At 42.8% G+C, this 25879-nt stretch carries 19 protein-coding genes; 17 read left to right on the top strand and 2 right to left on the bottom strand.

All coding sequences use genetic code 11. From position 1 onward, the window contains the following. Positions 1-1231 precede the first annotated feature (1231 nt). The 4 genes from thrS (at position 1232) to rnr (ending at position 7664) form a co-directional block, all read left to right on the top strand. Positions 1232-3166, top strand: coding sequence for a threonine--tRNA ligase (gene thrS / locus ACS8FB_RS12895; RefSeq protein WP_439263466.1), 1935 nt, complete (start codon positions 1232-1234; stop codon positions 3164-3166). A 5-nt stretch (positions 3167-3171) separates the two neighbouring features. After that, complete coding sequence (gene infC / locus ACS8FB_RS12890) at positions 3172-3693, top strand: translation initiation factor IF-3 (protein WP_439263464.1); 522 nt, start codon at positions 3172-3174, stop codon at positions 3691-3693. A gap of 335 nt (positions 3694-4028) precedes the next feature. Beyond that, on the top strand, positions 4029-5273 hold the full coding sequence (locus ACS8FB_RS12885) for a toxic anion resistance protein (protein WP_299218956.1): 1245 nt from the start codon (positions 4029-4031) through the stop codon (positions 5271-5273). Positions 5274-5396: 123 nt separating this feature from the next. Further along, positions 5397-7664: a ribonuclease R gene (gene rnr / locus ACS8FB_RS12880; RefSeq protein WP_439263458.1), complete on the top strand. Its 2268-nt coding sequence runs from the start codon at positions 5397-5399 to the stop codon at positions 7662-7664. 73 nt (positions 7665-7737) lie between these two features. On the opposite strand, the gene ACS8FB_RS12875 is transcribed toward rnr, so the two are convergent. Both ACS8FB_RS12875 and hisA read right to left on the bottom strand, forming a co-directional pair. After that, on the bottom strand, positions 7738-9339 hold the full coding sequence (locus ACS8FB_RS12875) for a mechanosensitive ion channel domain-containing protein (protein WP_439263456.1): 1602 nt from the start codon (positions 9337-9339) through the stop codon (positions 7738-7740). 72 nt (positions 9340-9411) lie between these two features. Then, positions 9412-10149 carry a 1-(5-phosphoribosyl)-5-[(5-phosphoribosylamino)methylideneamino]imidazole-4-carboxamide isomerase gene (gene hisA / locus ACS8FB_RS12870; RefSeq protein WP_439263454.1) on the bottom strand — a complete coding sequence of 246 codons (738 nt, stop codon included), beginning with the start codon at positions 10147-10149 and terminating at the stop codon, positions 9412-9414. A gap of 865 nt (positions 10150-11014) precedes the next feature. Here hisA and ACS8FB_RS12865 point away from each other — a divergent pair. From ACS8FB_RS12865 to ACS8FB_RS12805, 13 genes are all read left to right on the top strand, one after another. Next, positions 11015-12367 carry a Na(+)-translocating NADH-quinone reductase subunit A gene (locus tag ACS8FB_RS12865; protein WP_439263452.1) on the top strand — a complete coding sequence of 451 codons (1353 nt, stop codon included), beginning with the start codon at positions 11015-11017 and terminating at the stop codon, positions 12365-12367. Positions 12368-12372: 5 nt separating this feature from the next. Beyond that, positions 12373-13608: an NADH:ubiquinone reductase (Na(+)-transporting) subunit B gene (locus tag ACS8FB_RS12860; RefSeq protein ID WP_299218947.1), complete on the top strand. Its 1236-nt coding sequence runs from the start codon at positions 12373-12375 to the stop codon at positions 13606-13608. Further along, positions 13589-14503, top strand: a complete 915-nt coding sequence (locus tag ACS8FB_RS12855; RefSeq protein ID WP_299218945.1) for a Na(+)-translocating NADH-quinone reductase subunit C — start codon at positions 13589-13591, stop codon at positions 14501-14503. The genes ACS8FB_RS12860 and ACS8FB_RS12855 overlap by 20 nt, the downstream gene beginning before the upstream one ends. 1 nt (position 14504) lies before the next feature. Further along, positions 14505-15176: an NADH:ubiquinone reductase (Na(+)-transporting) subunit D gene (locus ACS8FB_RS12850; protein ID WP_075103264.1), complete on the top strand. Its 672-nt coding sequence runs from the start codon at positions 14505-14507 to the stop codon at positions 15174-15176. Continuing rightward, positions 15176-15784: an NADH:ubiquinone reductase (Na(+)-transporting) subunit E gene (gene nqrE / locus ACS8FB_RS12845; RefSeq protein ID WP_299218941.1), complete on the top strand. Its 609-nt coding sequence runs from the start codon at positions 15176-15178 to the stop codon at positions 15782-15784. Before ACS8FB_RS12850 ends, nqrE begins: the two co-directional genes overlap by 1 nt. Before the next feature lie 124 nt (positions 15785-15908). Then, positions 15909-17144 (top strand): NADH:ubiquinone reductase (Na(+)-transporting) subunit F, encoded by a 1236-nt coding sequence (gene nqrF / locus ACS8FB_RS12840; protein ID WP_439263448.1) that lies wholly within the window; start codon positions 15909-15911, stop codon positions 17142-17144. A 146-nt stretch (positions 17145-17290) separates the two neighbouring features. Further along, complete coding sequence (locus tag ACS8FB_RS12835) at positions 17291-18448, top strand: FAD:protein FMN transferase (RefSeq protein WP_439263446.1); 1158 nt, start codon at positions 17291-17293, stop codon at positions 18446-18448. A 119-nt stretch (positions 18449-18567) separates the two neighbouring features. After that, entirely contained in the window at positions 18568-18813 is a 246-nt protein-coding gene (gene nqrM, locus ACS8FB_RS12830) for a (Na+)-NQR maturation NqrM (RefSeq protein ID WP_299218936.1), read from the top strand. Between the two features lie 359 nt (positions 18814-19172). Next, on the top strand, positions 19173-20429 hold the full coding sequence (locus tag ACS8FB_RS12825) for an MFS transporter (RefSeq protein WP_439263444.1): 1257 nt from the start codon (positions 19173-19175) through the stop codon (positions 20427-20429). 104 nt (positions 20430-20533) lie between these two features. Continuing rightward, on the top strand, positions 20534-21595 hold the full coding sequence (locus ACS8FB_RS12820; RefSeq protein ID WP_439263442.1) for an alpha/beta hydrolase: 1062 nt from the start codon (positions 20534-20536) through the stop codon (positions 21593-21595). An 86-nt stretch (positions 21596-21681) separates the two neighbouring features. Then, entirely contained in the window at positions 21682-22473 is a 792-nt protein-coding gene (locus ACS8FB_RS12815; protein ID WP_439263440.1) for an arylesterase, read from the top strand. A gap of 67 nt (positions 22474-22540) precedes the next feature. After that, positions 22541-23281, top strand: coding sequence for an ABC transporter ATP-binding protein (locus tag ACS8FB_RS12810; RefSeq protein WP_439263438.1), 741 nt, complete (start codon positions 22541-22543; stop codon positions 23279-23281). Beyond that, the gene (locus ACS8FB_RS12805; RefSeq protein ID WP_439263436.1) at positions 23259-25853 is read left to right on the top strand and encodes an ABC transporter permease; all 2595 of its coding nucleotides are present in this window, start codon (positions 23259-23261) and stop codon (positions 25851-25853) included. Before ACS8FB_RS12810 ends, ACS8FB_RS12805 begins: the two co-directional genes overlap by 23 nt. The last annotated feature ends 26 nt before the right edge of the window (positions 25854-25879 follow it).

The following is a 25879-nucleotide window of genomic DNA, read 5'->3' as shown; positions in this document are numbered from 1 at the left end:
CCGCCAGCGTTCAATCTGAGCCATGATCAAACTCTTCAGTTTAATCTTGCTTGAAGTCTTCACTATAAATAGTAAGACGACTTCTAATCTTGGCTCATTTAATCTGGCAATTACGCTCTTCGTATATGTTCGTAATGAATTAACTTTGAGTTTTCTTGCTGATTAAATGATAATTTTTATAGTTAGTGCTGACCCCGAAAAGAAGTCAAAACCAACTTTATTTTTAGCATTTTAACTCAGCAAAAATCCACACAAGTTGTTCTTTAGTTTTGCTTTTAAATAATGTCCCTTCACTGTCGTCCAGTTGAAGCGTTTGTAAATTCTATAACCAATTATCACTAAAACAATACATTTGTTCTAACTGGTAAGCTATCTATTGTAGCATTGATTGATACAGTGTCAAGCTTTTATTTACTAAATAATTCAGTAAGTTAGCTGCTTTGTTAATAGTAAGTATGTCCACTATTTTCGCTGCGCTTCCTTTGCTGTGGGGCGTATTATAGATACTTTATATTCAGTGTCAACTGTTTTTATAGATTTTTTTTAATTAATTATAAAAGGTTTCAAATAATATATATTTTTCAACAAGTTAGAAAAGTCAGAGTCTTTTATTATTTTTATACAACATGAAAACTGTTGATAATTCTCCAAAGCTGGTTGAATCACTCTTGTTGAAATCTTACTTTTTGCTAATTTTAATGTCTCTAAGCATCTTTTTTACTAATTCACGCTTAAGGTTGCCTTATTGATATAAGTGAAGGTAGTCCTTATATATAGATACTGCTTATAATATAGTAGATATTATTTACTAATTCTCTTGGATCGAAAAGCTGCTACTAAAGGCTAGAGATGACTTATATTCTTGAACACAGTTGGTCGGTTCTTTTAAAGCTATATCTATGCTAGATACGTTGTTATCCCTTGCTATCTAGTGTTTATAGATGGTTTTTGTTATAGTAGTCGCCTTTATGGCATTACTTATCCTGCATGATTAATCAACACTATATAAGAAGCATTTGGCTGTGTTTAACGATGTATTATCATTCTGCTCTTGATATAGATAGCAGATTGAATGAATATTTAGACGATCGCCGATATGTTAAGTGTCTTGGGTAATGTCTGTCTCTTTTGATGTATCACATCTAACGTATATAATTTATTTGGTCTTACGGTCATATGATTGATAGTTGCAATCATCACTGCTAACGGACCTAAAACAGGTGAACAGATTATGGTAGCGATTACTTTGCCCGATGGAAGCGTAAAAGACTTCGAAGGCAATACTACAGTCATGGAAGTGGCAAAAAGCATTGGGGCAGGTCTTGCTAAGGCTACAGTCGCCGGACGTGTAGATGGACATTTAGTTGATGCTTCTGATCCTATCGCTCATGACGCAAAGGTTGAGATTGTTACCCCAAGAGATGCTGATGGTGTCGATATTATTCGTCATTCGTGCGCGCATCTACTCGGTCATGCGGTCAAACAACTTTATCCTGATGTAAAGATGGTTATCGGTCCTGTCATTGATGATGGGTTTTATTATGATATCTATAGTGAGACACCATTCACACCTGAGCATATGCAAGCGATAGAAAAGCGTATGATGCAGCTGATTAAGCAAGACTACGATGTCATAAAGAAGATAACGCCACGTGATGAAGTGATCAAGATATTTGAAGAGCGCGGCGAAGATTATAAGCTCAAACTAATCAATGATATGCCAGGCGAAGAAGCTTTCGGTCTCTATCATCATCAAGAATACGTCGATATGTGCCGTGGCCCGCACGTGCCAAATACCCGCTTCTTAAAGGTCTTTAAATTAACCAAGATGAGTGGCGCTTATTGGCGCGGTGATGCCAAGAACGAGCAACTACAACGTATTTATGGTACCGCATGGTCTGATAAAAAAGATCTAAAAGCTTACATTCAACGTATTGAGGAAGCTGAAAAGCGTGACCATCGTAAGATTGGTAAAGCACTCAATCTATTCCATATGCAAGAGCAAGCACCGGGTATGGTATTTTGGCATGCCAATGGTTGGACGATTTATCAAGTACTTGAACAATATATGCGTAAAGTACAATATGATAATGGTTATGAAGAAATCAAAACACCGCAAATCGTTGATCGCAGCTTGTGGGAGCGTTCTGGACATTGGGGTAACTATGCAACCAATATGTTTACCACATCGAGTGAAAATCGTGATTATGCGGTAAAACCAATGAACTGCCCTTGTCATGTGCAAGTGTTTAATCAAGGTTTGAAATCTTACCGCGAGTTGCCACTGCGTATGGCAGAATTTGGTTCATGTCACCGTAATGAGCCATCAGGTTCATTGCATGGCCTGATGCGGGTGCGCGGTTTCACTCAAGATGATGCACATATCTTCTGCACACAAGCGCAAATTCAGCAGGAAGTGGCTGACTTTATTAAGCTTACTCTTGCTGTCTATGAAGACTTTGGTTTTGATAACATTATTATGAAACTTTCAACGCGTCCAGAGAAACGCGTCGGTAGTGATGAGTCTTGGGATTTTGCTGAAAAAGCTTTAGCCGACGCCTTGGATAGCTCAGGACTAGCTTGGGAATATCTGCCTGGTGAAGGTGCTTTCTACGGGCCTAAGATTGAGTTTAGCCTCAAAGACAGCTTGGGGCGAGTATGGCAATGCGGTACTATACAAGTAGATCCCAATATGCCTGAGCGCTTAGACGCTGAATTCGTCAATGAACAAAACGAGCGTGAAGTGCCTATTATGTTGCACCGTGCTATTCTTGGCTCGTTTGAGCGCTTTATAGGTATTTTAATCGAAAACTATGCTGGGTGGATGCCGGTTTGGCTAGCCCCGCAGCAAGTGGCAGTGATGAATATTACCGATAAACAGGCAGAAAGCTGTGAAAATGTCGTTAGCGAGCTAAAAAATGCAGGTTTACGTGCGGTTAGTGACTTGCGTAACGAAAAGATTGGATTTAAGATACGAGAGAAAACATTAGAACGTATTCCCTATATGCTAGTATTAGGGGATAAAGAAGTTGAAACAGGCAGCGTTAACGTCCGCACTCGCGAAGGTGAGAATTTAGGCGTGATGACTGTCTCTGAATTTATTACCTTAGTACAGACTGCCGTTGCCAAAAAAGGCCGTCAGAATCAAAAAACAGATCAGGAGTAATACCTATTAAACAGTCCAACCGTCTAAACACCAATGAAGATATCAGTGTTAAAGAAGTTCGTCTTGTCAGAGAGGACGGCGAACAAATGGGCGTGGTCGATATCGATACCGCGATGAAAGCGGCACGTGATGAAAACCTAGACTTAGTTGAATTAGTGCCCGATGCCAAGCCGCCAGTATGCAAAATCATGGATTATAAGCATTTCCTCTATGATCAAAAGCAAAAAGCGAAAGAGGCTAAAAAGAACCAAAAGCAAACTCAGCTTAAAGAGATGAAGCTGCGTCCGAGTACTGAAGAAGCTGATTATCAGGTAAAACTGAAAAAAATCGTCAGCTTTTTAGAAGATCAAGACAAGGTTAAAGTGAGCATTCGTTTCCGTGGACGTGAAATGGCGCACCAAGATATTGGTCGTAAACAACTTGAGCGCATTATCGAAGATACGGCTGAGATCTCTAACGTCGAGCAGTATCCAAAGATGGAAGGCCGACAAATGGGTATGTTGCTTGGCCCTACTAAGAAAAAATAACTGAACCGTAAACGCATAAGTTTGCCATATTTACTTATCTTTGTTTTTGACCATCAATATGCTGCGGGATATTGATGGTTTTTTACTATTACACATTGTAATTTTACTATACTAACCACCATATAGTTTTACAAAGTCTATCTTCATGGCTTCCTGATTATACGATAATCTTAAAATCTACTTTGTATTTCCTATTAATGATCATTTAATAACCATAAGTCAATTAATAGATCTTTAGCAATTATGCTACTTGCTTGAACTAGCAGACTAAACGTTACCTAACATCATTGAATAATTCAAACATTTTAATCTATCATTTATTGACAGGAACACTTATGCAAGAACTTACACCGCCAGAAAATACGAATACGCCAAGTATCTCTTTGACGCCACCTGACCCTGTAAAAGAGGTGGAAAAAAGCGAAGCGGATCAGATGGTTAAGCTGGATAAAAGTCAGATTCCAGAGCTTGATGCTAAAGTCGATGCTTTTGTAGATCATGTCATTACCAATCCAGTAAATGGACCTGACTTTCAAGAAAACTTACAATCCATTCATAACTTAGGTACTAAAGAGATTCGTGAGTCGGCTCAAGTGTCTAACCGAATGTTAGAACTTCCTGCTAAGAGTATCAATGATAGCCTATTTGATAATTCACCAATTGCCAAATCATTGACTGAATTACGCGGTATCGTAGAAGACTTGGACCCAAGCAAAAAAGAGTTGACCAATTCGCGCAAGCTGTTCGGCATCATACCGTTTGGCAATAAAGTTCAAGATTATTTTCGTCAATATGAATCCGCACAGTCGCATATTAACGCGGTGGTGACCAGTCTTTATAATGGTAAGGATGAGCTGCTCAAAGACAATGCGATGATCGAGCAAGAAAAAGTCAATATGTGGGATTTGATGCAATCCATTCGCCAGTATATTTACGTCGGCAAAAAGATTGATGAGCAGCTTGAGCAAAAAGTCTATTCTTTAGAAGCGACTGACCCTGAAAAGGCCCGTATCATAAAAGAAGAGATGCTGTTTTACGTACGCCAAAAAAACACTGACTTTTTGACACAGCTGGCTGTTAACGTACAAGGCTATTTGGCATTAGATACCATTCGTAAAAATAATTTGGAACTTATTAAAGGTGTGGATCGCGCTACTACAACGACTATTTCTGCATTACGGACAGCCGTCGTGGTTGCACAAGCTATGACCAATCAAAAACTGGTCTTAGATCAGATCACGGCATTGAACAAAACGACCAGTAGTTTGATTGAGTCAACCTCAGCGATGCTCAAACGTCAATCTGGTGAAATTCATGAACAAGCAACCAGTAGTACTATTGAGCTTGATAAACTGCAAAACGCCTTCAATAATGTCTATGATACGATGGATATGATTAGTAATTATAAAGTTGAAGCTTTAGAGAGCATGAAGCAAACGGTCAATACCTTAACGAGTGAAGTGGATAAAGCACAAAAGTATTTAGATAAATCTAATCAAACGACTGTACTTGAAGTATCAAAAGAGTTAGACAGTAAAAAGATTGCAAACCAATCTGGTACTACTGACATCGATATTTGATTAAACAGTCTACCCAAACAGTCAGCTATCGAATAGATATAACCTCATTGACGTCGGGTATTAAAGCGTCGTTCGTGTTAAGATAGCCATTATTAATAATTTTAAAAATAGATACGGTAATTTATGAGTTGGAATGATCCAAACGCCTCAAGTGAGGCACAGAAATATGACAATCCTATCCCTAGTCGTGAGCTGATACTACGTACGATCGCTGAAAACGATGAACCGACACATCAACAGCTGGCAAAAGCTTTTGACATCAATGATCCTGACCAGTTTGACGCATTAGGCAATCGTCTCAAAGCCATGGCTCGTGATGGACAAGTAAATCGTGAAGGACGCCCTTATCGCTTTCGTGCAGTCACGCAACAAGATGTGGTTACTGGTACGGTATCTGCTCATCCAAAAGGCTTTGGTTTTGTGGTACTAGAAGATATGCCAGATTTGTTTTTACATGAAAAACAAATGCGCTGGGTATTTAACGGTGACATGGTCGATGCTGTCGGCACCACAACAGATAACCGTGGTCGTACCGAAGGTCGTATCGTTGATGTGACTGAACGTCATCAAAATCAGTTTATTGGTACGCTTACTCGTGATGAAGATGGTTATTGTGTTGAGCTTGGCAGCCCAAACAACCATCAACCAATCACCGTCACTGATGATAATATACAAGCGGTAGGTGCCAAACAAGGCGATCCGGTGAAAGTTGATGTCATTGACTGGCCCAATCAGCACGAGTTTGCTACAGGTAAGATTACAGAGGTGCTGAGTGACGACAATGACCGTGAACTTATCATTGAAACTACTCTACTCAATTACGATATACCCTCTGAATTCAGTGCAGAAGCGCTCAAACAAGCCAATGACTATAGAGAGCCTAGTAAGAAGGACTTTAAAGGTCGTACGGACTTACGTGACCTACCATTAATCACTATTGATGGTGAAGATGCGCGTGACTTCGATGATGCAGTATTTGCTGAAAAACGCTCAGGCGGGAACTATCGAGTGTTGGTCGCTATTGCTGATGTCAGCCATTATGTGACACCAAACTCTCCACTAGATCAAGACGCCTATGAGCGTGGCACGTCGGTTTATTTTCCGCACCGTGTGATTCCTATGTTACCTGAAGTATTGTCGAATGGTTTATGTTCGTTAAACCCTTCAGTGGATCGTCTCTGTATGGTTGCTGATATTAAAATATCACGTGCAGGCAAGATCACAGGTTACGAGTTTTATCCTGGTGTTATGCATTCACAGGCACGTCTAACCTACAATCAGGTAAATGATTATTTTGCTAATCCAAAAGATAAGAGTGTCCCTGAATCTTTAACAGGTAATAAAGACGTCAAAAAGTCTGTCGATACGCTTCATCAATTGTATGGGTTGCTTATCAAAAAGCGTGAAGATCGTCATGCAATGGAGTTTGAAACCGTTGAGACTTATATAAAGTTCAACGAAGAAGGCGGTATCGCGGACATCTTACCACGTACTCGCGGTGATGCTCATAAGCTTATTGAAGAGTGTATGTTGCTTGCCAATACTTGTGCAGCAAACTTTGCGCTAAAAAATGAGTTGCCTGTTTTATACCGTAACCATGACAATCCTGACAGCGAAAAATCAATGCGTATTCACGAATATGCAAAGAACTTTGGTTTAAGTTTCCCTGAAGAGAATCCAACGCAAGCCGACTATCAGCGTATTATTGAAGCGACAAAAGATCGTCCAGATGCAATCAGTATTCATAGTATGCTGCTGCGCTCAATGATGCAGGCTAACTATGCGCCCGATAACATTGGTCACTTTGGTCTGGCATATGATGAGTATAGTCACTTTACCTCACCGATTCGTCGTTATCCGGACCTGATGTTACATCGTGCGATTAAAGCCAAGGTAACCAATAGTAAACAGCCTGTTATGGATTTCTCTCTTGATGGCGCAGGCACACAAACCTCAGATACTGAGCGCCGTGCTGAAAAGGCATCACGTTTTGTAGAGTCTTGGCTAAAATGTCATTATATGAAAGATCATGTTGGTGAAGAGTTTGATGGTGTCGTTACAACCGTCACAAGCTTTGGTTTATTTGTGACATTGACTGACCTATATATTGATGGTCTGGTTCATATCTCAAACGTTGGTGATGACTTCTTTGTCTATGATGAGCACCAACAACAGCTCATTGGTAAAGATAAAGGCACCTTGTTTGGTCTTGGTGATTTGGTCAAAGTACAAGTTGCTGGTGTCAATATGGATCTGCTGCAGATTGATTTTGACTTGAAAGCGAAGATACAAGCTAGCGAGATGAATCAAACAAAAAAAGATCAAACGAAAAAAAGCGCCGCCAAGAAAAGTAATGGCCGAAGCCGCAAAGGTTCAAATAAAAAGAGCTAGGTTTAGACAAAATACTAAAATAACAAAAAAGGCTAAAGTCATCTTTAGCCTTTTTTACGTTTATCCATACAGCTTATTCTTGTGGGCTATTGTTATTCAATAGATCAGTCTCATCAGAATTCTCTGCAATTTCCTGCTCAACTTTTTGCATAAGTTTTTCATCAGGACGGGCATCAAATACATCTTTGCTGTCGCGCCCATCCAAAATTTGCTTTGCACGCGCCTTTGCTTGCTGTTTATCCTTGTCATCTTTGGTCTGCTGGTTTTCTGCACCAGAAGTTAGCGGTGTGACAGTCATCTCAGAGCCTGTTTTACTTCTACTCTCTTGCATATGCTCAAAGGCTGTTTCCAACTTATCGTTGAAACGTAAACGATAAATAGGTTCAGGCAAGCTAAAACCTTCGTTTTCTAAAGCGTGTTTGGTTTCACGAATAGCAATACTACGGGCTTTTGCAAAATCAGTTTCTGACTGATCCACCCATACTTGAAATTCAAGAATAATATTAGAGTCACCAACGTTGGCTATGATAGCAATAGCTCTAGGCTCATCCAACACAAAGTCTAATTTGTATATCGCATCAAGTCCGACTTTAATCGCTGCGAGTGGATCGTCATTGGCATCTACACCCAGCTCGAAGGTAAAACGGCGCTCAGGGTTTTTGGTGTAATTTAAAATCGTACCTTTGAAGACTTCAGCGTTAGGAATACGCAGCTGATTACCATCTAGCGTCATTAAAATCGTTGCTCTTGAGGTCAGACGCACCACGATACCTTCTTGACCATTGATTACGACTTGGTCGCGGGCACGAAATGGCTGGCGAATACTGAGCATTAAAGAGGCTATATAGTTCTCAATAGTATCTTTGACTGCGAAACCAACAGCGATACCGATGACCCCTGCCCCGCCAAGAAGCGTACCTAAGATGGTCTCAGCACCTATCAGGCTCAAGGCCAATATCAAACCAAAGATGATAAAGATTACTTTAATAGTTTGCGCCAGTAACTCAGCTACAAAAGGATTGGGAGTAAGACGCTGCCACATTTTTTGTCGTTTAGATAGCCAGCTACCAAACCATGCCACCATACCAAATAATACAATACCGACTAACAGCAATGGAGTGGCTTTGATTAGGTTTATACCTTGAGTCTTCAGTCCTTGATATACTGTTGACACATTGTCTTGCACATCGAGCGTTCGATTAATATTGTCTTCAACCGTTACTACATCTGTTAGACGATTGGTTAAATTGATCGCTTGTTGCGCCTTTTTTTCATTAGGGGTCTCTCCACCCAAGGTGACGACACCTTGAGTAACGCTCACATCAACAGCTTGTAAACCATCAATCTCAGAGAAAATACCGTTGATACGTTGACGAATCTCATTGTCTTTTTGCAAAGTGGGCGTGGTTTCAATTTGAGCATTATTGGTACTTTCCCCACTAATGACTGGCGGCGCATCTATGAGTGCTGATGTATCACGTTCAGCTTCTGTCTCAGACTCTGCCTCTAAATTTAGTAAAGTACTGTTATCTATGCCTGCTGTGGCTGCTACGCTTGTTAACTCTTCGCTAGCCGCGTGAACAGGAGAGCCATAAAAGATACTTATCAATAATAACAGCTGACCTATAACTGGCAAGTATCTGCGTAAAGATAGATAGTCAAAAATAGCTATCATAAGTATCCTTGTTGAAGGTAATGAACAACCATAGTCTTTGTAGACAATACAGACAACCCTATGTATAAACTATTAACTGTCTAGATAGCTTTGTGCCTCTCCAAGATCCAGTGTGCCCTCGTAAATCGCCCGCCCTGTAATAATCCCTTCAATACAATCGCCATAAGGCTTTAATAGCTCGATATCTTGCATATCAGTGACACCGCCCGACGCTATAACGGGCAAACCGCCTTCACGTGCAAGGTTGACCGTTTGATCGACGTTGACCCCTTGCATCATACCATCACGAGCAATATCAGTATAAACGATGGATGATACACCGACGTCAGCAAAGCGGCGGGCAAGCTCGGTCGCTTTGGTGTCCGTGACATTCGCCCAGCCATGAGTGGCCACCATACCGTCTTTAGCATCAATACCAACGATAATATGCCCGGCAAACTCACGGCAAGCCTCCGTCACAAAATCAGGTTCTTCAACCGCTTTGGTTCCTATAATAATATAGGTGAGACCTGCTGTGATATATTGTTCAATGGTGTGCATATTACGTACGCCGCCACCCAATTGAATAGGCAAGTTTGGGTAGGCTTTGGCGATATCGTTGACCACTTGCCTGTGAACTGGTACGCCATCAAATGCGCCATTGAGATCAACCAGATGCAAACGCCGTGCTCCCTCTTTTACCCAGCGACCTGCTACAGCCACAGGATTGTCAGAGAATACGGTATCATCCTCCATACGACCTTGTTTTAAGCGTACACATTTGCCATCTTTTAGATCGATAGCAGGGATAATTACAGGCGCAGCACACATATAGTACTCCTTATAAAACGTTTTATGGATAGCGAAAGTACAACAGAAACAACAATAATTGATAATTAGGAAGAAAATACTATAAAGTATGCACTTAACCAAATATTTGTCTCTAAGAACAACTTTAGTTTATATTTTAAGTTAAAACTATTATAGTCGTCTGAGTATTTTTGATGATTGATAACTATAAGTTTCGACCGCTAAATTAGGTACTACAATTAGATAAATTCAATTACTAACTGGCAATTTTAGGTTAATTTAGCGTATAATCCTAGGTAAATTTGTATTTGTTTCTATATCTTAGCAATGCCTATTGAGCTTTTACATAGATTGATCGTGTTTGGCTATAATAGGACATAACTATAAAGATATGACAGCCTGATTTTCGATAGATGGGTATGATTTAAAATTGTATCCTCCTCCGTTAATCGGTTTGTTTTTAATCAACTTATCATATATTGCGTCTGAGAGTTTTTTCTGTTTTAGACTCAATCACATGATACTAGTATGACAATGTTATAAATTTCAATAAAACGTATTGTAGGTTCATCTATACTTTAAAGTGCTCACTCTAAGCAGTTAGTTTTAGAGGTTTACTTTTATTTGATAGACTTATGATGCATCTTGGTAGCCGGTCGCCACTTTGGTAATTCGAATAAGACGTTAACGTGTTGTTAAGGAGTCTAAGGTCAGCGTTAATACTCTTACTTGCAGTAATACTTAAGCGTTATGTTTAAGGCACTCAATCACAGCTCCGCCCTAGGCTGCTGCTGCATGATGGTCTGTCATAATGCTTTTGGAATACTGCTGTCGTACCAAACAGGACGTCTGGTATCGTTTTAGACTATGGACTAAGTTTTCGCTTATGATTACCATCAAGAAAGGTTTGGATTTGCCCATCACAGGTGAGCCCTCCCGCGAGATATCAGAGCACAGACCAGCACATGTGGCACTTATTGGTTACGATTACGTAGGCATGAAACCTACGATGAACGTCACAGAAGGTGACGTTGTAGCTAAAGGTCAACCTGTTTTTGAAGACAAAAAACGAGTTGGTGTTATATACACGGCCCCTGCAGCTGGTAAAGTTATTGCCATTAAACGTGGCGAGCGTCGTGTCTTTGAAAGTCTTGTCATTGAGGTTGACCCAAACGGTGAAGAAGTAGAGTTTCAGCGCTATGACTCCCAGCAACTTGCTGACTTAGACTCGGAAGCCGTTGAAACCCAATTGCTTGCGTCTGGTGAATGGACTGCATTTCGCACACGTCCCTATAGCCGTGCTCCTGAAATCGGTGCACGTCCGCACGCTATCTTTGTCACCGCGATGGATACTAATCCATTAGCGTTCGACCCAATGCTACTGATTAATGAAGAGCTGCAAGCGTTCAATGACGGACTGGCTGTATTGTCTACACTCAGCCCAAGAACTTTTGTCTGTCATCATGGTGACGCTAAGCTGCCACCAGTTGCAAAGACTGCGGCTAATAATGTCACTGAGTATCATAGCTTTGCAGGCAAGCATCCAGCTGGTCTTGCTGGTACGCATATTCACTTTTTACATCCCATCAGCCGCGGCGTAACTGTCTGGACGATCGGTTATCAAGATGTGATTGCGATTGGTAAACTCTTTACGACGGGTCGCTTATATACGCGTCGTCTGTTAAGCCTTGCAGGTCCTGCAGTTAAGGACCCACACTTGGTTGCGACTGAGCGCGGTGCTGATATGACCGCATTGACAAAAGGTCAATTGATGGCAGGCGAGAATCGTATCATCTCAGGGTCGGTACTTTCTGGACGTAAGTTGTTCGATAATGTGGCTTATCTTGGTCGTTTCCACAATCAAGTTAGTGTATTACCTGAAGGCCGTGAACGACCAGCATTTCACTTCTTTAGTCCAGGTAAAAACCGCTTCTCTAAGCTTCCCATTTATATCTCGCAGTTTTTCGGTGGCAAAAAGTACAACTTTACTACCACAAGTAATGGTTCGCCGCGAGCGATGGTGCCTATCGGGATTTATGAAGAGGTTATGCCACAAGACTACTTACCCACACAGTTGTTACGCGCTTTGATCGTTGAAGACATCGTGTCTGCGGTTGATTTGGGCGTGCTTGAACTGGATGAAGAAGATGTTGGATTATGCACTTTCGTATCTCCTGGTAAATATGAATTTGGTGATATCTTGCGTGATAATTTAACGCGCATTGAGCTGGAGGGCTAACCACGATGAAATTTTTACACAATATGTTCGATCGTATGGAGCCGTCTTTTACCAAGGGTGGCAAACACGAAAAGTATTACGCTATTTTTGAGATGTTTGATACGTTTTTACGTCAGCCAGGTACGACGACTTACGCTTCTTCGCACGTACGTGACGGTATCGACCTCAAACGTATTATGATTACAGTATGGATGTGTACGTTCCCAGCGATGTTTTGGGGTATGTATAATGTCGGTCATCAAGCGCTGACTGCTATCTCACAACTAGGGTTACAGCCTGAAGGCTGGCGCACTATGATCACCAGTATGGTAGGCTACAACCCAGATAGTATTTGGGCCTGCTTTGTGTATGGGGCGATGCAGTTCTTACCAATCTATATTGTTACCTTTGCTGTCGGTATCTTATGCGAGATCATCTTTGCCGTGGTACGCGGACATGAAGTCAACGAAGGCTTCTTTGTCACTTCTGTGCTATACGCGCTAATCATGCCACCTGATATTCCATTATGGCAAGTGGCCTTAGGTATCATCTTTGGTGTGGTAGTGGCAAAAGAAGTGTTCGGCGGTACCGGTAAGAACTTCTTGAACCCTGCCTTATCTGGTCGTGCTTTTCTTTACTTTGCCTATCCTGCCTATATATCGGGGGACTCAGTATGGACGGCGGTTGATGGATTTTCAGGTGCAACGCCACTAGGTCTTGCTGCCCTTGGTGTGACGCCAGCTGATTTTACCAACGTATATGGTCAGGCGATCACGTGGAGTGATGCGTTTTTTGGTAATATCCAAGGTAGTGTCGGTGAAGTCTCTACGCTAGCTATTTTGCTGGGTGCAGCGGTGCTTCTGTGGACGCGTATTGCCTCATGGCGCATTATGGCAGGTTGTGTAGTTGGTCTGATTGCAACGTCTCTTATCTTCAATATGATTGGCTCTGACGATAACTTGATGATGAACTTGCCATTTTATTGGCATTTAGTGATTGGTGGTTTTGCTTTCGGTGCTGTCTTTATGGCAACCGATCCAGTCTCAGCTGCACATACTAATAATGGCCGCTGGGCGTATGGTATTTTGATTGGCTTTATGACAGTGCTGATTCGAGTAGTTAACCCAGCTTTCCCAGAAGGCATCATGCTTGCCATTTTATTTGCCAACTTATTTGCTCCATTGTTTGATTATTTTGTGACTCAAGCAAATATCAAACGCCAAACAGCTCGGAGGGTTCGTTATGTCCAAGCCCAAAAGTAATAATGCAAAAACCATCAGTGTGGCATTAACGCTATGCTTGGTGTGTTCTGTATTGGTTTCAGCAGTTGCGGTCGGCCTCAAACCATCACAAGTTGAAAATGCACGCTTAGATCGTAATAAAAACATTCTAGTAGCAGCTGGCATGTATGATGCTGAGTCTGATACTGCTAAAGATGTTGCCGAACGCTTTAAGGATTTTGAAGTAAAAATCGTTGATCTAAACGAAGGCAACTATCTTGACGACAATGCCTTAAGCGATGCGGGTATTCCAGATCGCAATGCTTACGATGCCAGTCAGGCAACTAAAAATCAGGCATTGAGTGAAGACTTAGGTGATAACGATCCTGCTGGTATTGGTCGTAAACCTAAGTATGCAAAGGTCTATGTTAAGAGTGATGATGCAGGTCAGCCTGAGATGGTGGTCCTACCGATTCAAGGCTATGGTTTATGGGGTACTATCTACGGTTTCTTGACGCTTGAAAGCGATATGAATACTATCAAAGGTATCAGTTTTTATGAGCATAAAGAAACGCCAGGATTGGGCGCTCGTATTGAAGAGCCAGAATGGCGTGCCAAATGGCAGGGCATTCACTCGTATGACGATAGTGGCGAAGTAGCAACAGGTGTTACCAAAGCTGGCAATCCAAAAGAAAACTGGGTTGATGGTATTAGTGGTGCAACGCTAACTAGCCGCGGTGTCAGCAATATGATTCAGTTTTGGCTAGGTGAGCAAGGGTATAAACCTTATCTAGACACCTTACGTAAAGACAGTGGTCAAACGATTGATAACGCTGATACAAAAGCAAGTCAGTCAAAACAACCAGACAATCAGACAGCTCAACCTACAACCGAACTGGCAGCAGCGCTACCAGTAGCAAACGGCAAGGAGGCATAACATGGCTGACACAAAAAGTATTTTAACCTCGCCTATTTTTGATAATAACCCTATCGCCTTACAGATATTAGGTATCTGTTCGGCGTTAGCGGTAACGACGAGTATGTCAAATGCCTTGGTAATGTGTGTGGCATTGACATTGGTAACCGCTTTTTCCAGCTTCTTTATTTCAATTATTCGTAAGCAAATCCCATCAAGTATTCGTATCATTGTACAGATGACGATTATTGCTTCATTGGTTATTTTGGTCGATCAGGTACTAAAAGCTGTCGCTTATGATGTGAGTAAAGGCTTATCGGTATTCGTTGGTTTGATTATTACCAACTGTATCGTCATGGGCCGTGCTGAGGCCTTTGCTATGAGCAATCCACCAGTACCAAGCTTTTTAGATGGTATCGGTAATGGTCTTGGTTACTCTGCCGTATTACTGTTCGTTGCGACTATTCGTGAATTACTAGGTTCAGGTACATGGTTTGGTATCACTATCTTACAACCAGTCACTGATGGCGGTTGGTATCTACCAAATGGTCTATTGTTGTTGCCACCATCAGCGTTCTTCATTATTGGTTTATTTATTGCCATCGTTCGTCTTTGGAAGCCAGAACAAATTGAAGAAGCCGAATTTGTAATGAAGCCACAGTCTAAAGGCATGGCACACGGAGGCGGTCACTAATGGGACATTATATTAGTTTATTTATAACCTCAGTCTTTATTGAGAATATGGCGCTCGCCTATTTCTTAGGTATGTGTACTTTTTTGGCCGTGTCCAAAAAAGTCTCAACCGCTATAGGCCTTGGAGTCGCTGTTATTGTTGTAATGGCGATTACTGTGCCACTCAATAACCTTTTGTTCCAGTTCATTCTAAAAAATGGTGCGCTGGCATGGGCAGGCTTTCCCGATATCGACCTTAGTTTCTTAGGTCTACTAAGCTATATCGGTCTTATTGCTGCGACTGTACAGATTCTAGAGATGTTTTTGGACAAGTTTGTCCCAGCTCTATATAACGCGCTTGGTGTCTTCTTACCGCTCATTACCGTAAACTGCGCGATCTTAGGTGGCGTCTTATTTATGGTTGAGCGTGACTATAACTTTAGTGAATCAGTGGTATATGGGGTCGGTGCAGGTTTTGGTTGGGCAGTTGCGATCACTGCGTTAGCAGGTATTCGTGAAAAGCTTAAGTATTCAGATATTCCGGGACCATTACGTGGTCTTGGCATTACCTTTATTACGGTTGGCCTTATGTCGCTCGGCTTTATGTCGTTCGGTGGCATGTCCATTTAAACCGCTAAGCTTAGACATCTATTTAGCGATTTGACATATTTAATTCATTTATTCGGTAGGTGTTCGGGTACAGTATCAAATTTATGTACCCGCACCCCTACCCCATAGATTAAGGATACATATCATGGATTATGCTACGGCGATTGGTGGCGTTGCTATGTTTACCTTGATCATCATGGGTCTTGTTGCCATTATTTTGGCAGCACGCTCAAGACTGGTCAGTTCAGGCGATGTTACTATTCATATCAATGATAATCCCGATAATGATGTGGTGACTCCAGCAGGCGGAAAACTACTGCAAACCCTTGCTAGTGAAGGTATATTTTTATCTTCTGCGTGTGGTGGTGGTGGTACGTGTGCTCAATGTCGCTGCCGTGTTATTGAAGGTGGCGGTTCTATTCTGCCCACCGAAGAAGGCTATTTTACTCAAGGCGAGATCCGCAATCACATGCGCTTGGCTTGTCAGGTATCTGTCAAGCAGGACATGGAAATAGAGATTGACCCTGAGTTTTTTGATGTGCAAAAGTGGGAATGTGAAGTTGTCTCTAATGAGAACGTTGCAACCTTTATTAAAGAGCTAGTACTCAAAATTCCAGAAGGCGAAGAAGTTAACTTCCGTGCTGGTGGTTATGTACAGTTGGAAGCGCCACCGCATGAAGTACATTATAAAGACTTCGATGTTGCTGAAGAATATAGAGAAGATTGGGAAAAGTTTGGCATTTTCAAATATGTGTCAAAGGTTGATGAACCTGTCATTCGTGCTTATTCAATGGCCAACTACCCTGACGAAAAAGGTATCATCAAGTTCAACATTCGTATCGCAAGTCCACCACCACGTGGTCCAGATGGTATACCACCAGGTAAAATGTCTTCTTGGACGTTTAGCTTAAAGCCTGGCGATAAAGTGACCGTATCAGGTCCTTATGGTGAATTCTTTGCCAAAGATACTGAAGCTGAAATGATTTTTGTTGGGGGTGGTGCTGGTATGGCACCAATGCGCTCGCATATCTTCGATCAGCTTAAACGTCTGAACTCTAATCGTAAGATTAGCTTTTGGTACGGTGCACGTTCTATTCGTGAGATGTTCTACGTTGAAGACTATGATCAGTTAGAAGAAGAGTTCGAGAACTTTGAATGGCATGTTGCCTTATCGGATCCTCTTCCTGAAGACAACTGGGACGGCTATACAGGCTTTATCCATAATGTCTTACTAGAAGAATATCTAAAAGACCATCCTAATCCAGAAGACTGTGAGTATTATATGTGCGGGCCACCGATGATGAACGCGGCGGTTATCGACATGCTACACAGCCTAGGTGTGGAAGACGAAAACATCATGCTTGATGATTTCGGTGGTTAAATTGGCCCAAGACCATGATCAATTGAGCAAATAGTTTTTTATTTTGACTCATATTTATTTCGATGATCAATATGAAAGACATAAAAAAGAGCGTCAACAGTGGCGCTCTTTTTTTTCATCCATTTTTGCTGTTGGATAAATTTACAATGTTTAATAAAAACAAACCTCAAACATATCTGTTCTCTACCCGGTCTCAAAATGATCAAAAGACGGTAGGTAACCCTATATTATTTGCGTTATCAGCATTGAGTATAGTTGGTCTAACCGCCTGTCAACAGTCGCCTGATTATAACTATTTAATCGGTGAAACAATGGGTACCAGCTACCATATCAGCTATCAATTACCAGAAAAGGTAATCGAGGCAGATATTCAGGCTGCCATTGATCAGCGTCTACAGCAGATTAATGACAGTATGTCGACCTATCAAGTTGATTCTACTATATCCAAGTTTAATCAATTAGGCAAAGATACACCCATTTCTATTGATACTGACTTTAGTCACGTACTTGATATCTCAAGACAAGTCTATGCACAGTCTGGCGGAGCATTTGATCCGACTGTTATACCGCTCATTAATACTTGGGGGTTTGGTAGTACCATGACTGTCGAACGCTTACAAAGCCCACCAAGTGCAACTGAAATCGCAACCGCCCAAGCATTGGTAGATTTTGATAGCGTCGTCAAGCAAGACCAAACTCTCTATAAGACCAAAGATGGCATTGGTCTGGATTTTTCGGCAGTAGCAAAAGGCTACGGTGTCGATGTCATTGCTGATGTTCTCAAAGATCGTTACAACATCCGTAACTATATGGTTGAGATTGGTGGAGAAATAGCGACTTCTGGCGTTAACAATAAGCAGCAGCCGTGGCAGATTGCCATTGATGCACCTATTGAGGGCAGTACTGTTAGCGAACGTCAAACAATTACGGCTATTCGTCAACCACTAAAAACCAATAATCAGATGCATATAGCAACTTCTGGTAACTATCGCAACTCCGTCATATTTGATGGTAAGCACTATAGTCATACCATCGATCCTACAACGGGTAAACCTATTGTTGGTGGTGCTCCTTCGGTGACAGTAGCAGCTGACTCAGTTGCACTTGCCGATGCTTGGGCAACTGCACTGACTGCCATGCCTTACGAAAAGGCATTAAGCCTTGCTGAAAAGCAAAATATAGCAGCCTTATTTGTCGTATTGGCTGATGGGGTAGAGCATAATGATGCGCTAAACAGTATTGATGATTGGCAAGTAGTTCAGACTTCTGCAATGCAAGCATTACGTGCTGATAAGCAGCCTTGAGTTTTGGTTGTAGTGTTTTGAGAATGTATTAACAACAAACGCAAAGCGTAAAAATTTGCTATACTATTAGATAGTTATCATTAAAGATAACTCTATTTTCTAAACTTGAGGTTTCCTCTATGCTTAGCCAACTGCTTCCTATGCTCGCTATTACCTTTACTGTATTTATACTGTTTTTTGTATTTATGGGTATTGGTTATATGGTCAAAAAAAAGCCGCTTAGAGGCTCTTGTGGCGGTGTTGCTAAATTAATGGGTGATGAAAACTGCTCGTTTTGTGGCAATGATCCCAACAAATGCGATTCTATTGTCGCAGAACAACAAGAGAATGCACTAAAAGCGGCTCAACTGGGTAAATCGGTATAGTGTAAAGCTGGTTACCATACGCTGGTAGTATTTACCCATCATTTGTTCTTATAATAGCGTTAGGTCATATAAATATGATTTAACGCTATTTTTAGTTATGCCATCAGACTTTGATGAGTCATTTTATATAAAAATCGCTTATTATTAACTTTTTGAATTAACTACTCGCATATCGTATTTATCCTGATTATCAGGGTAATAAGCTCACAGTCTTGCATTCTGCAAGTATTTTTAAGCTCTGGTTCACGATGTTAGTCACCCTTTAGGTGCGTTTTCTTTGGTGTTATGTGCAAGCGACGACTCTTCGGCGCTGCTCAATGACGTGTCTTTTTTCTTATTCTAATAATAGTCGTGCTGCTATGTCTACCCCCTCTAATTTGCAACCAAAGTCATATCTAGATACTGCATCGGCGTCTAAGCTGCCCTCCTCACGCTTTACTTTTTGGCTTGTATTATGTGCCATAATTTTACTCGCCACCAATATGCGGGCGCCGATCGTTGCACTTGGCTCTATTGCGCCAGTAGTACAAGATGCGCTCAACATTTCTGAGACTGAGATTGGTTGGTTAGGTGCAGTGCCAATGCTGACTTTTGCAGTAGGCGCGCTTATCGCACCAGCGATTGGTAAGCGCTTTGGCCTTGAGAATACGCTCATTGTGATGGTTGCACTACTCACCTTTGGTATGGTGCTGCGTTCCGTGGTTCCTACGTGGATTGGCTTTTTGAGTGGTACATTATTACTAACGTTGGCCATCGGCTTTGCTAACACTTTGGCGGCACCCGTTATTAAACAGCGTACGCCGAAACATATTCCACTTATAACTGGTTTATTTAGTTTAACGATGACGGTGTCGGCAGGCATAGTAGCAGGAGTCGTATTACCGCTATCTGAGCAGGTAGGCTGGCAGTGGGCGCTTGGTGGTTGGTCGCTTTTAGGCATATTTGCCATTGTGCTTTGGGTGTTTTTACGTCTGCGCCTAGGATCGTCTAGTCATCAAGCGGTTGAGCTGCCTAAGTTAGGATCTTCAGAGATTTCCATGTGGCGCACGTCTTTTGCTTGGCAAATTGCAGTCTTTATGGGTTTCCAGTCTTTATTGTTTTATACCGTTGCCAGTTTCTTGCCATCTATTTGGGTTAGCCAAGGACTATCTGCCGTTAAAGCGGGGCAAATGGGTTCGGTGTTTCAATTTATGGCACCTATTTCTATCTTAAGCTTAACGTGGCTGGTAAACCGTGGTCGCCCTATTCAAGCGTTGGCAGTCTTTGCCGCTGTATTAAACGTCATTGGTATCATAGGGGTAAGCTACTTATCTACTGACCTAGCATGGTTATGGTCAGGCTTAATGGGCATTGGCTGCTCAGCGATTTTCACCTTATGTATGATGTTGTTCTCGCTACGGACTTATACGACCAACCAATCTAGCGAGCTGTCTGGCATGGCTCAATTCGTTGGGTATTTGATAGCGTTTTTTGGTCCATTAGGGACTGGTTGGCTACATGAAGCGACTGGCGATTGGGATTTACCATTACTTATTATGTTAATTTTAATGATTATCAACGTTGTGATTGCTTGGATGGTCAGTCGTCCGGTGATGGTCGATGGTCGCCCTGCTTAGCTTAAAGCCTGTTTGATGTGTTTTTAGCTATCAGCAACCACTAACAATACCGACTTGTCATTTATTAAACGCGTTTTAATATTGATAAATTCAGAGGAATGAAGATGAACGACTCTATTAAATCCAACAAAGCTGATGCTGAAAACCAAGTCGATTTATTACCTGCTGTTGCTAATTATCTAAAGGTATTAAATGAACAGCTGCTCCCTGCCTTTGTGCAAACAGGTAGTATCCCTAATGCCATCAATGCTAGAGATGGCCTAGCAAATTTAACCCATACCTTTGTCACCGAGGCCGTAAATGTGGCGCTAATAGTCGATGACATCATTGAATGTGATGTGTTAACTAAAGATGCTTATGACGTGTCTGCTTATCATGTACCGGTGCGCCTCTTTTATCCTAGCTTGCCTGACGCTTCAATAGTTCAGACTGAGCAGACACCACTACCCGTGATGCTGTACTTTCATGGTGGCGGTGGTACAGCAGGTAGCGTCTCTGTTTATCATCAAATTTTATGTCGTTTAGCGAAACATACAGGGCACATTATTGTTGCACCAGAATACCGCCTTGCACCAGAAAACCCCTACCCCTGCGGCCAAAACGATGCTTGCACGGCTTTGCTTAGATTACCTGCACTACTTGCCCACCATCACATTAGCACAAACAAATTAGTAGTAGCTGGAGACAGTCATGGTGGAGCATTAGTCACCAATCTGCTACGTGACCCTAGAATAATAAAGTCAGGCATAATAAATGATATCAGCGCTCAAGTACTGATATATCCAAGTGTTGACTTTACTATGAGCTGTCCCTCTATTGAAAAATATGCCAATGGTTATCTGCTCAGTCAAGCACGCATCAATTGGTATTTTGACCAGTACTTTCAGCACGGTGAAGACAGGCAGGCCAAGTCCGCCCTATTTGCCAGTCAAAATGAATTGGCGCAGCAGCCGCCTGCCCTTATCATTAATGCAGCGGTCGACCCGTTGTACGATGAAGGTGTCGCTTATGCTGCCAAACTTAGCGAAGCTGGTGTTGATACGCAGCACATGACTTATGATAAAGTCATTCATGCTTACCTTAATATGGAAAGCCTCAACCCTGTTATCTGCCAGCAAACCTATCAAGCGATAAATGCATTTTTAGCTAGCAAAAGTTCTGAATAACGCTAACCAATCTTAGACAGCCAACTGTTATTAGAATTGCTACTATAAACGCCATAATGCAAAAATAGACCTGCAATGGAATTACTATGCCGTTACCTTCAATGAAACCACAATTAATGATACGTTTGTCTAAAAATGTTGGTCTAACTCTATTGACAAGCTTAGCACTGGTAGCTTGCAGCTCAGCCACTGATAATACTGACGCTAAAGACCAAGCAATAGATACATCACAAGCACATGTTGCAAGCGAAGTTTCACGTGAAACAGCGACTGAACAAGACAATGTCGTGGCGATTGAGCAACCTATTACTATTTTAGCACTTGGCGATTCTCTGACTGAAGGTTTGGGAGTCGACCCTAATGATAATTACCCTGCCCAGTTAGAAGTAACGCTAAAGGACATGGGCTATAAGAATGTCAAAGTTATCAATTCAGGTCTTAGCGGTGAGACCAGTACAGGCCTTGTCAATCGTTTAGACTGGGTAACACAAACCAAGCCTGATATTACCATACTGACTATTGGCGCTAATGACGCTATCCGTGGTATTGACGTCGCAACCGTTGAAGATAACATCCGTACCGCGGTTAAACATTTGCAAGACAACGGCAGTAAAGTCATCTTGGGTGGCATGCAGATTTATGACAATCTTGGCTCTGACTATGTAGAGTCGTTTGCCGCAATTTATCCTCGCATCGCTAAAGATATGAACGTCACGCTGATTCCGTTCTTTTTAAATGGTGTGGGCGGAGACCCTGAGCTCAACCAAGCCGATGCCATTCATCCAACCAAAGATGGCTACACAATTATCGTTAATGATAATATCCTGCCAATCTTAGCGCCCAAGCTTGAAACAATGGTAGAGACTGAAAATAACTGATTCGACTGACTAAGATACCTAACGAGCCAGCACAAGTAACAGACCTTACGTCAACTGAGACTATGTAATGACCTTATCAAATTCGACTGCAGCATCATTATCAACAGAATCTACATCCAATCCTGCACAGCAAGCCTTACTTACCGCCACACATCTCAACAAAACCGTACAAGTGGGTGAGCAATCACTAGCGATTATTAAAGACGTCAGTATCCATGTTGATGCTGGCGAGTTCGTGGTCATCATGGGTAAATCAGGCTCGGGTAAATCCACTCTGCTGGGTCTACTTGCTGCACTAGACTATCCTGATAGCGGCTCGGTTGAGCTGGCTGGACAGACATTAAGCAGTCTTGATGAAGATGCGCTGGCGGTCATTCGTCAGCGTGAGATGGGCTTTGTCTTTCAGTCGTTTCACTTACTACCAACTTTGACGGTGGCGGAAAACATTGCCTTTCCGCTTGATATTGCGCGGCGTCCGAATAAAGCACGCGTCAACGAATTGATTGAAGCCGTCGACTTAGGTCATAGACGTAACAGTCTGCCCAATCAACTATCAGGCGGTGAGCAACAGCGCACGGCGGTGGCTCGAGCATTGGTATCGCAGCCAAAGATTGTGTTCGCTGATGAGCCAACAGGTAACCTTGATGAGCAAAATGCCGATCAAGTCATGAACTTATTATTAGACCTGCGCCAGCAGACGGGGTCAGCACTGATCGTCGTGACTCACGATCCTGCGCTTGCTGACATGGCAGATCGCGTTATTACTATGCATGACGGTATGATAGATGGGTCGACAGTTAATGGATAATATGGATAAAGAGTCAAATTACTCCGGTGGTATGATAAGCCAGCTTTTTAATCGCGATTTAGGCTCGCAAGCACTCAGTCGTAGCTGGTGGCAGCGCTGGGTGTATCCTGTGTTGTTCCTACTGACTTTGACTCTGTCGCTTGCTACCTACCTGACCCTTGACTCTGTGCAACAGTCTGTCGATAGCTATATTAATGACAATCAGCGCGCACTCGTTGGTGGGGATCTCATCCTAAACAGCAAGCAAGACTGGCCAAGCGAAGTACTAACGCAGGTAGAAACTATCCCTAATACACAGACGGTATATGACTATCAGTTTAGCGCCATGCTGGTCAATGATGAGCAAACCTTGCTTGCCAGCGTCAAAGCCGTCTCGCCGTCGTATCCCTTATACGGTACAGCTGAGCTTGCCTCAGGACAGCCGCTATGGGAGCAGCTAACATCTGACAGTGTGATCGTTGCACCAGAAGTGCTCAGTAGTCTACAGGCCGAAGTCGGCGACCGTATCACCATTGGCGATGCGCAATTCATGATCAATGATGTACTGACAAAAGAGCCTGATCGACCTCTAACTACCTTTGGTTTTGGTGGCCGTGTGCTGATGAAGCAAGATGCACTCCCATCAACCAATCTATTAGGACAACGTAGCCGCATAAACTATCGTATCGAGATAGCAGGCGATCCCGAGCTGATAACCGCACAGCGTGACGCACTCACAAATATCCTGACCAATTATGCTGATATTGAGCTATCTGACGCTGTGTCAGCCGATACTTCGGTCTCGCGTATCTCTGACAATGTATTGATGTTTTTAAAATTGTTGGTCATTGCGGTATTACTACTCTCTGCGGTCGCCATGTACGGTGTCATTAGCGCGTTTGTCACCAAGCAGCAGTCCAATAACGCCATTCGCTTGGCATTAGGCGAGCCGCTCGGCTCACTTAAGCGCAGTTACTATCAGCTGCTTATCGTCACGACTGCTGTCGCTTGTGTTGCCGCAGTGATATTAAGCCTAGGCTTACTCAAAGTTGGTCAGCCTTATCTAGTGGCTATCTTGCCTGCCGACGTGGGTCTTGCCATCAATCCAATCAGTGCCATCAAGACCGTGACAATTGCCTTAGTCCTAACATTACTGATCGCGCAGCGCGGCCTGAGTACACTAAATACCACTAAGCCTGCTACCCTCCTCAACCAAGGTGCGAGCACGCAGACTAGAGACCTGCCTTGGTATCGACGCGTACCGTTACTATGGTATGGCTTGGTGCTGGCAGGGCTATATGCCTTCTTTGCTTATGAAGTGGGTTCGCTGTCGTTAGGGGCGCAGCTATTGGGCGGCTTGATTGGCTTTGTGGCAATATTTTGGCTACTGGCGCGTGGTTGGCTGTGGCTACTGGCGAAATTGGCAAGCAACACTAAGGTCAGCTGGATGCAGCGTATCGCTATTCATAATCTGGCGCGTAAAGGCAACCAATCCGCGCTGTTCTTTGTCACCTTATCACTGTCGGTCGCGGTGCTAACGCTCATCACCACACTTAATCACAGTATCAATGCGCAGTTTATTAATGCCTATCCTGAAGACGCGCCCAATCTGTTTTTGCTCGATGTGCAGAGCGATCAGCATGATAAGATTGATACCATCATTGAGGCACCCGTTACCTATTATCCGGTGATTCGTGCCCGTGTGGAGACAGCCAATGACGTGGCGGCAAAAGACATCGAGCCTGAGGATGGCTTCGATGATCCTACGCGGGTGTTTAACTTAAGCTATACAGATACGGTCATGGACACCGAATACATCACTGAATCACTCACAGACGGCGCGCTATATACCCCTATCGATGATGCCGACCAGCAAGTCAAACCCTTATCTATCTTGGACACTGCCGCCAGTATGCTCAATGTCGGCATGGGCGATGAAGTGGTCTTTAATATTCAAGGGATCGAAATTATCGGGCAAATCACCAGTATTCGCACGCGCTATGAACGTGGCCCAAGCCCGTATTTTTACTTCTTATTTGAGCCGTCTGTACTGTCCGCTGCCCCGCAGATTCAATTTGCCACTGCCCACGTATCAGAAGATATGATTCCAGAGCTACAAGGCAAATTAGTACGCCAGTTCCCGGCGGTCACCACCATCGACGGTACGGCAATCGCTGAGCAAATCCAAGAGCTGGTGGTACAAATGAGCCGCTTGGTCTATGTCTTTACCCTACTGGCATTGCTGACGGGGGTCATGGTGCTGATCAGTTCGCTACTGTCTACCTCGCAAGATCGCATGAAGGACAGCGCATCATTTAGACTACTCGGTATGCAAAAGCGCGACTTATACATGCTCAACATCCTAGAGTTAGGTGTACTTGGTATTAGCGCAGCGACCTTTGCGGTCGTTATCGCCAGCGTTGGCGCATGGGCTGCGATTACTCAATGGTTTAATCTACAGTTTAGTGTGCCCTGGACGAGCTTGGCTATTGGCGGGGCAGCGTTAATCGTTTTGCTGTTTGCCATTGCCATTATTTATGTGAGACTGGTGATTGGACGTGGGATTATGGCAAGGGTGAGGGCGATGGTTTAGAGGTTATTGAATATGTTTTTTACTAG

The sequence above is a fragment of the Psychrobacter sp. 1U1 genome (genome assembly GCF_051847535.1).
GTDB lineage: Bacteria > Pseudomonadota > Gammaproteobacteria > Pseudomonadales > Moraxellaceae > Psychrobacter > Psychrobacter saeujeotis.
The sequence above is the reverse complement of the archived record's forward strand: the minus strand, read 5'-3'. Positions and strand labels throughout refer to the sequence as shown.

Excerpts from the sequence above, each read along its gene's own strand:
- ACS8FB_RS12805 (WP_439263436.1), top strand. The coding sequence starts at position 23,259 with ATGGGTCGACAGTTAATGGATAATATGGATAAAGAGTCAAATTACTCC.
- ACS8FB_RS12875 (WP_439263456.1), bottom strand. The coding sequence starts at position 9,339 with ATGATAGCTATTTTTGACTATCTATCTTTACGCAGATACTTGCCAGTT.
- ACS8FB_RS12820 (WP_439263442.1), top strand. The coding sequence starts at position 20,534 with ATGAACGACTCTATTAAATCCAACAAAGCTGATGCTGAAAACCAAGTC.
- ACS8FB_RS12835 (WP_439263446.1), top strand. The coding sequence starts at position 17,291 with ATGTTTAATAAAAACAAACCTCAAACATATCTGTTCTCTACCCGGTCT.
- ACS8FB_RS12885 (WP_299218956.1), top strand. The coding sequence starts at position 4,029 with ATGCAAGAACTTACACCGCCAGAAAATACGAATACGCCAAGTATCTCT.
- ACS8FB_RS12815 (WP_439263440.1), top strand. The coding sequence starts at position 21,682 with ATGCCGTTACCTTCAATGAAACCACAATTAATGATACGTTTGTCTAAA.
- nqrM (WP_299218936.1), top strand. The coding sequence starts at position 18,568 with ATGCTTAGCCAACTGCTTCCTATGCTCGCTATTACCTTTACTGTATTT.
- ACS8FB_RS12850 (WP_075103264.1), top strand. The coding sequence starts at position 14,505 with ATGGCTGACACAAAAAGTATTTTAACCTCGCCTATTTTTGATAATAAC.
- ACS8FB_RS12855 (WP_299218945.1), top strand. The coding sequence starts at position 13,589 with ATGTCCAAGCCCAAAAGTAATAATGCAAAAACCATCAGTGTGGCATTA.
- nqrF (WP_439263448.1), top strand. The coding sequence starts at position 15,909 with ATGGATTATGCTACGGCGATTGGTGGCGTTGCTATGTTTACCTTGATC.
- rnr (WP_439263458.1), top strand. The coding sequence starts at position 5,397 with ATGAGTTGGAATGATCCAAACGCCTCAAGTGAGGCACAGAAATATGAC.
- hisA (WP_439263454.1), bottom strand. The coding sequence starts at position 10,149 with ATGTGTGCTGCGCCTGTAATTATCCCTGCTATCGATCTAAAAGATGGC.
- nqrE (WP_299218941.1), top strand. The coding sequence starts at position 15,176 with ATGGGACATTATATTAGTTTATTTATAACCTCAGTCTTTATTGAGAAT.
- ACS8FB_RS12810 (WP_439263438.1), top strand. The coding sequence starts at position 22,541 with ATGACCTTATCAAATTCGACTGCAGCATCATTATCAACAGAATCTACA.
- ACS8FB_RS12860 (WP_299218947.1), top strand. The coding sequence starts at position 12,373 with ATGAAATTTTTACACAATATGTTCGATCGTATGGAGCCGTCTTTTACC.
- ACS8FB_RS12865 (WP_439263452.1), top strand. The coding sequence starts at position 11,015 with ATGATTACCATCAAGAAAGGTTTGGATTTGCCCATCACAGGTGAGCCC.
- ACS8FB_RS12825 (WP_439263444.1), top strand. The coding sequence starts at position 19,173 with ATGTCTACCCCCTCTAATTTGCAACCAAAGTCATATCTAGATACTGCA.
- thrS (WP_439263466.1), top strand. The coding sequence starts at position 1,232 with ATGGTAGCGATTACTTTGCCCGATGGAAGCGTAAAAGACTTCGAAGGC.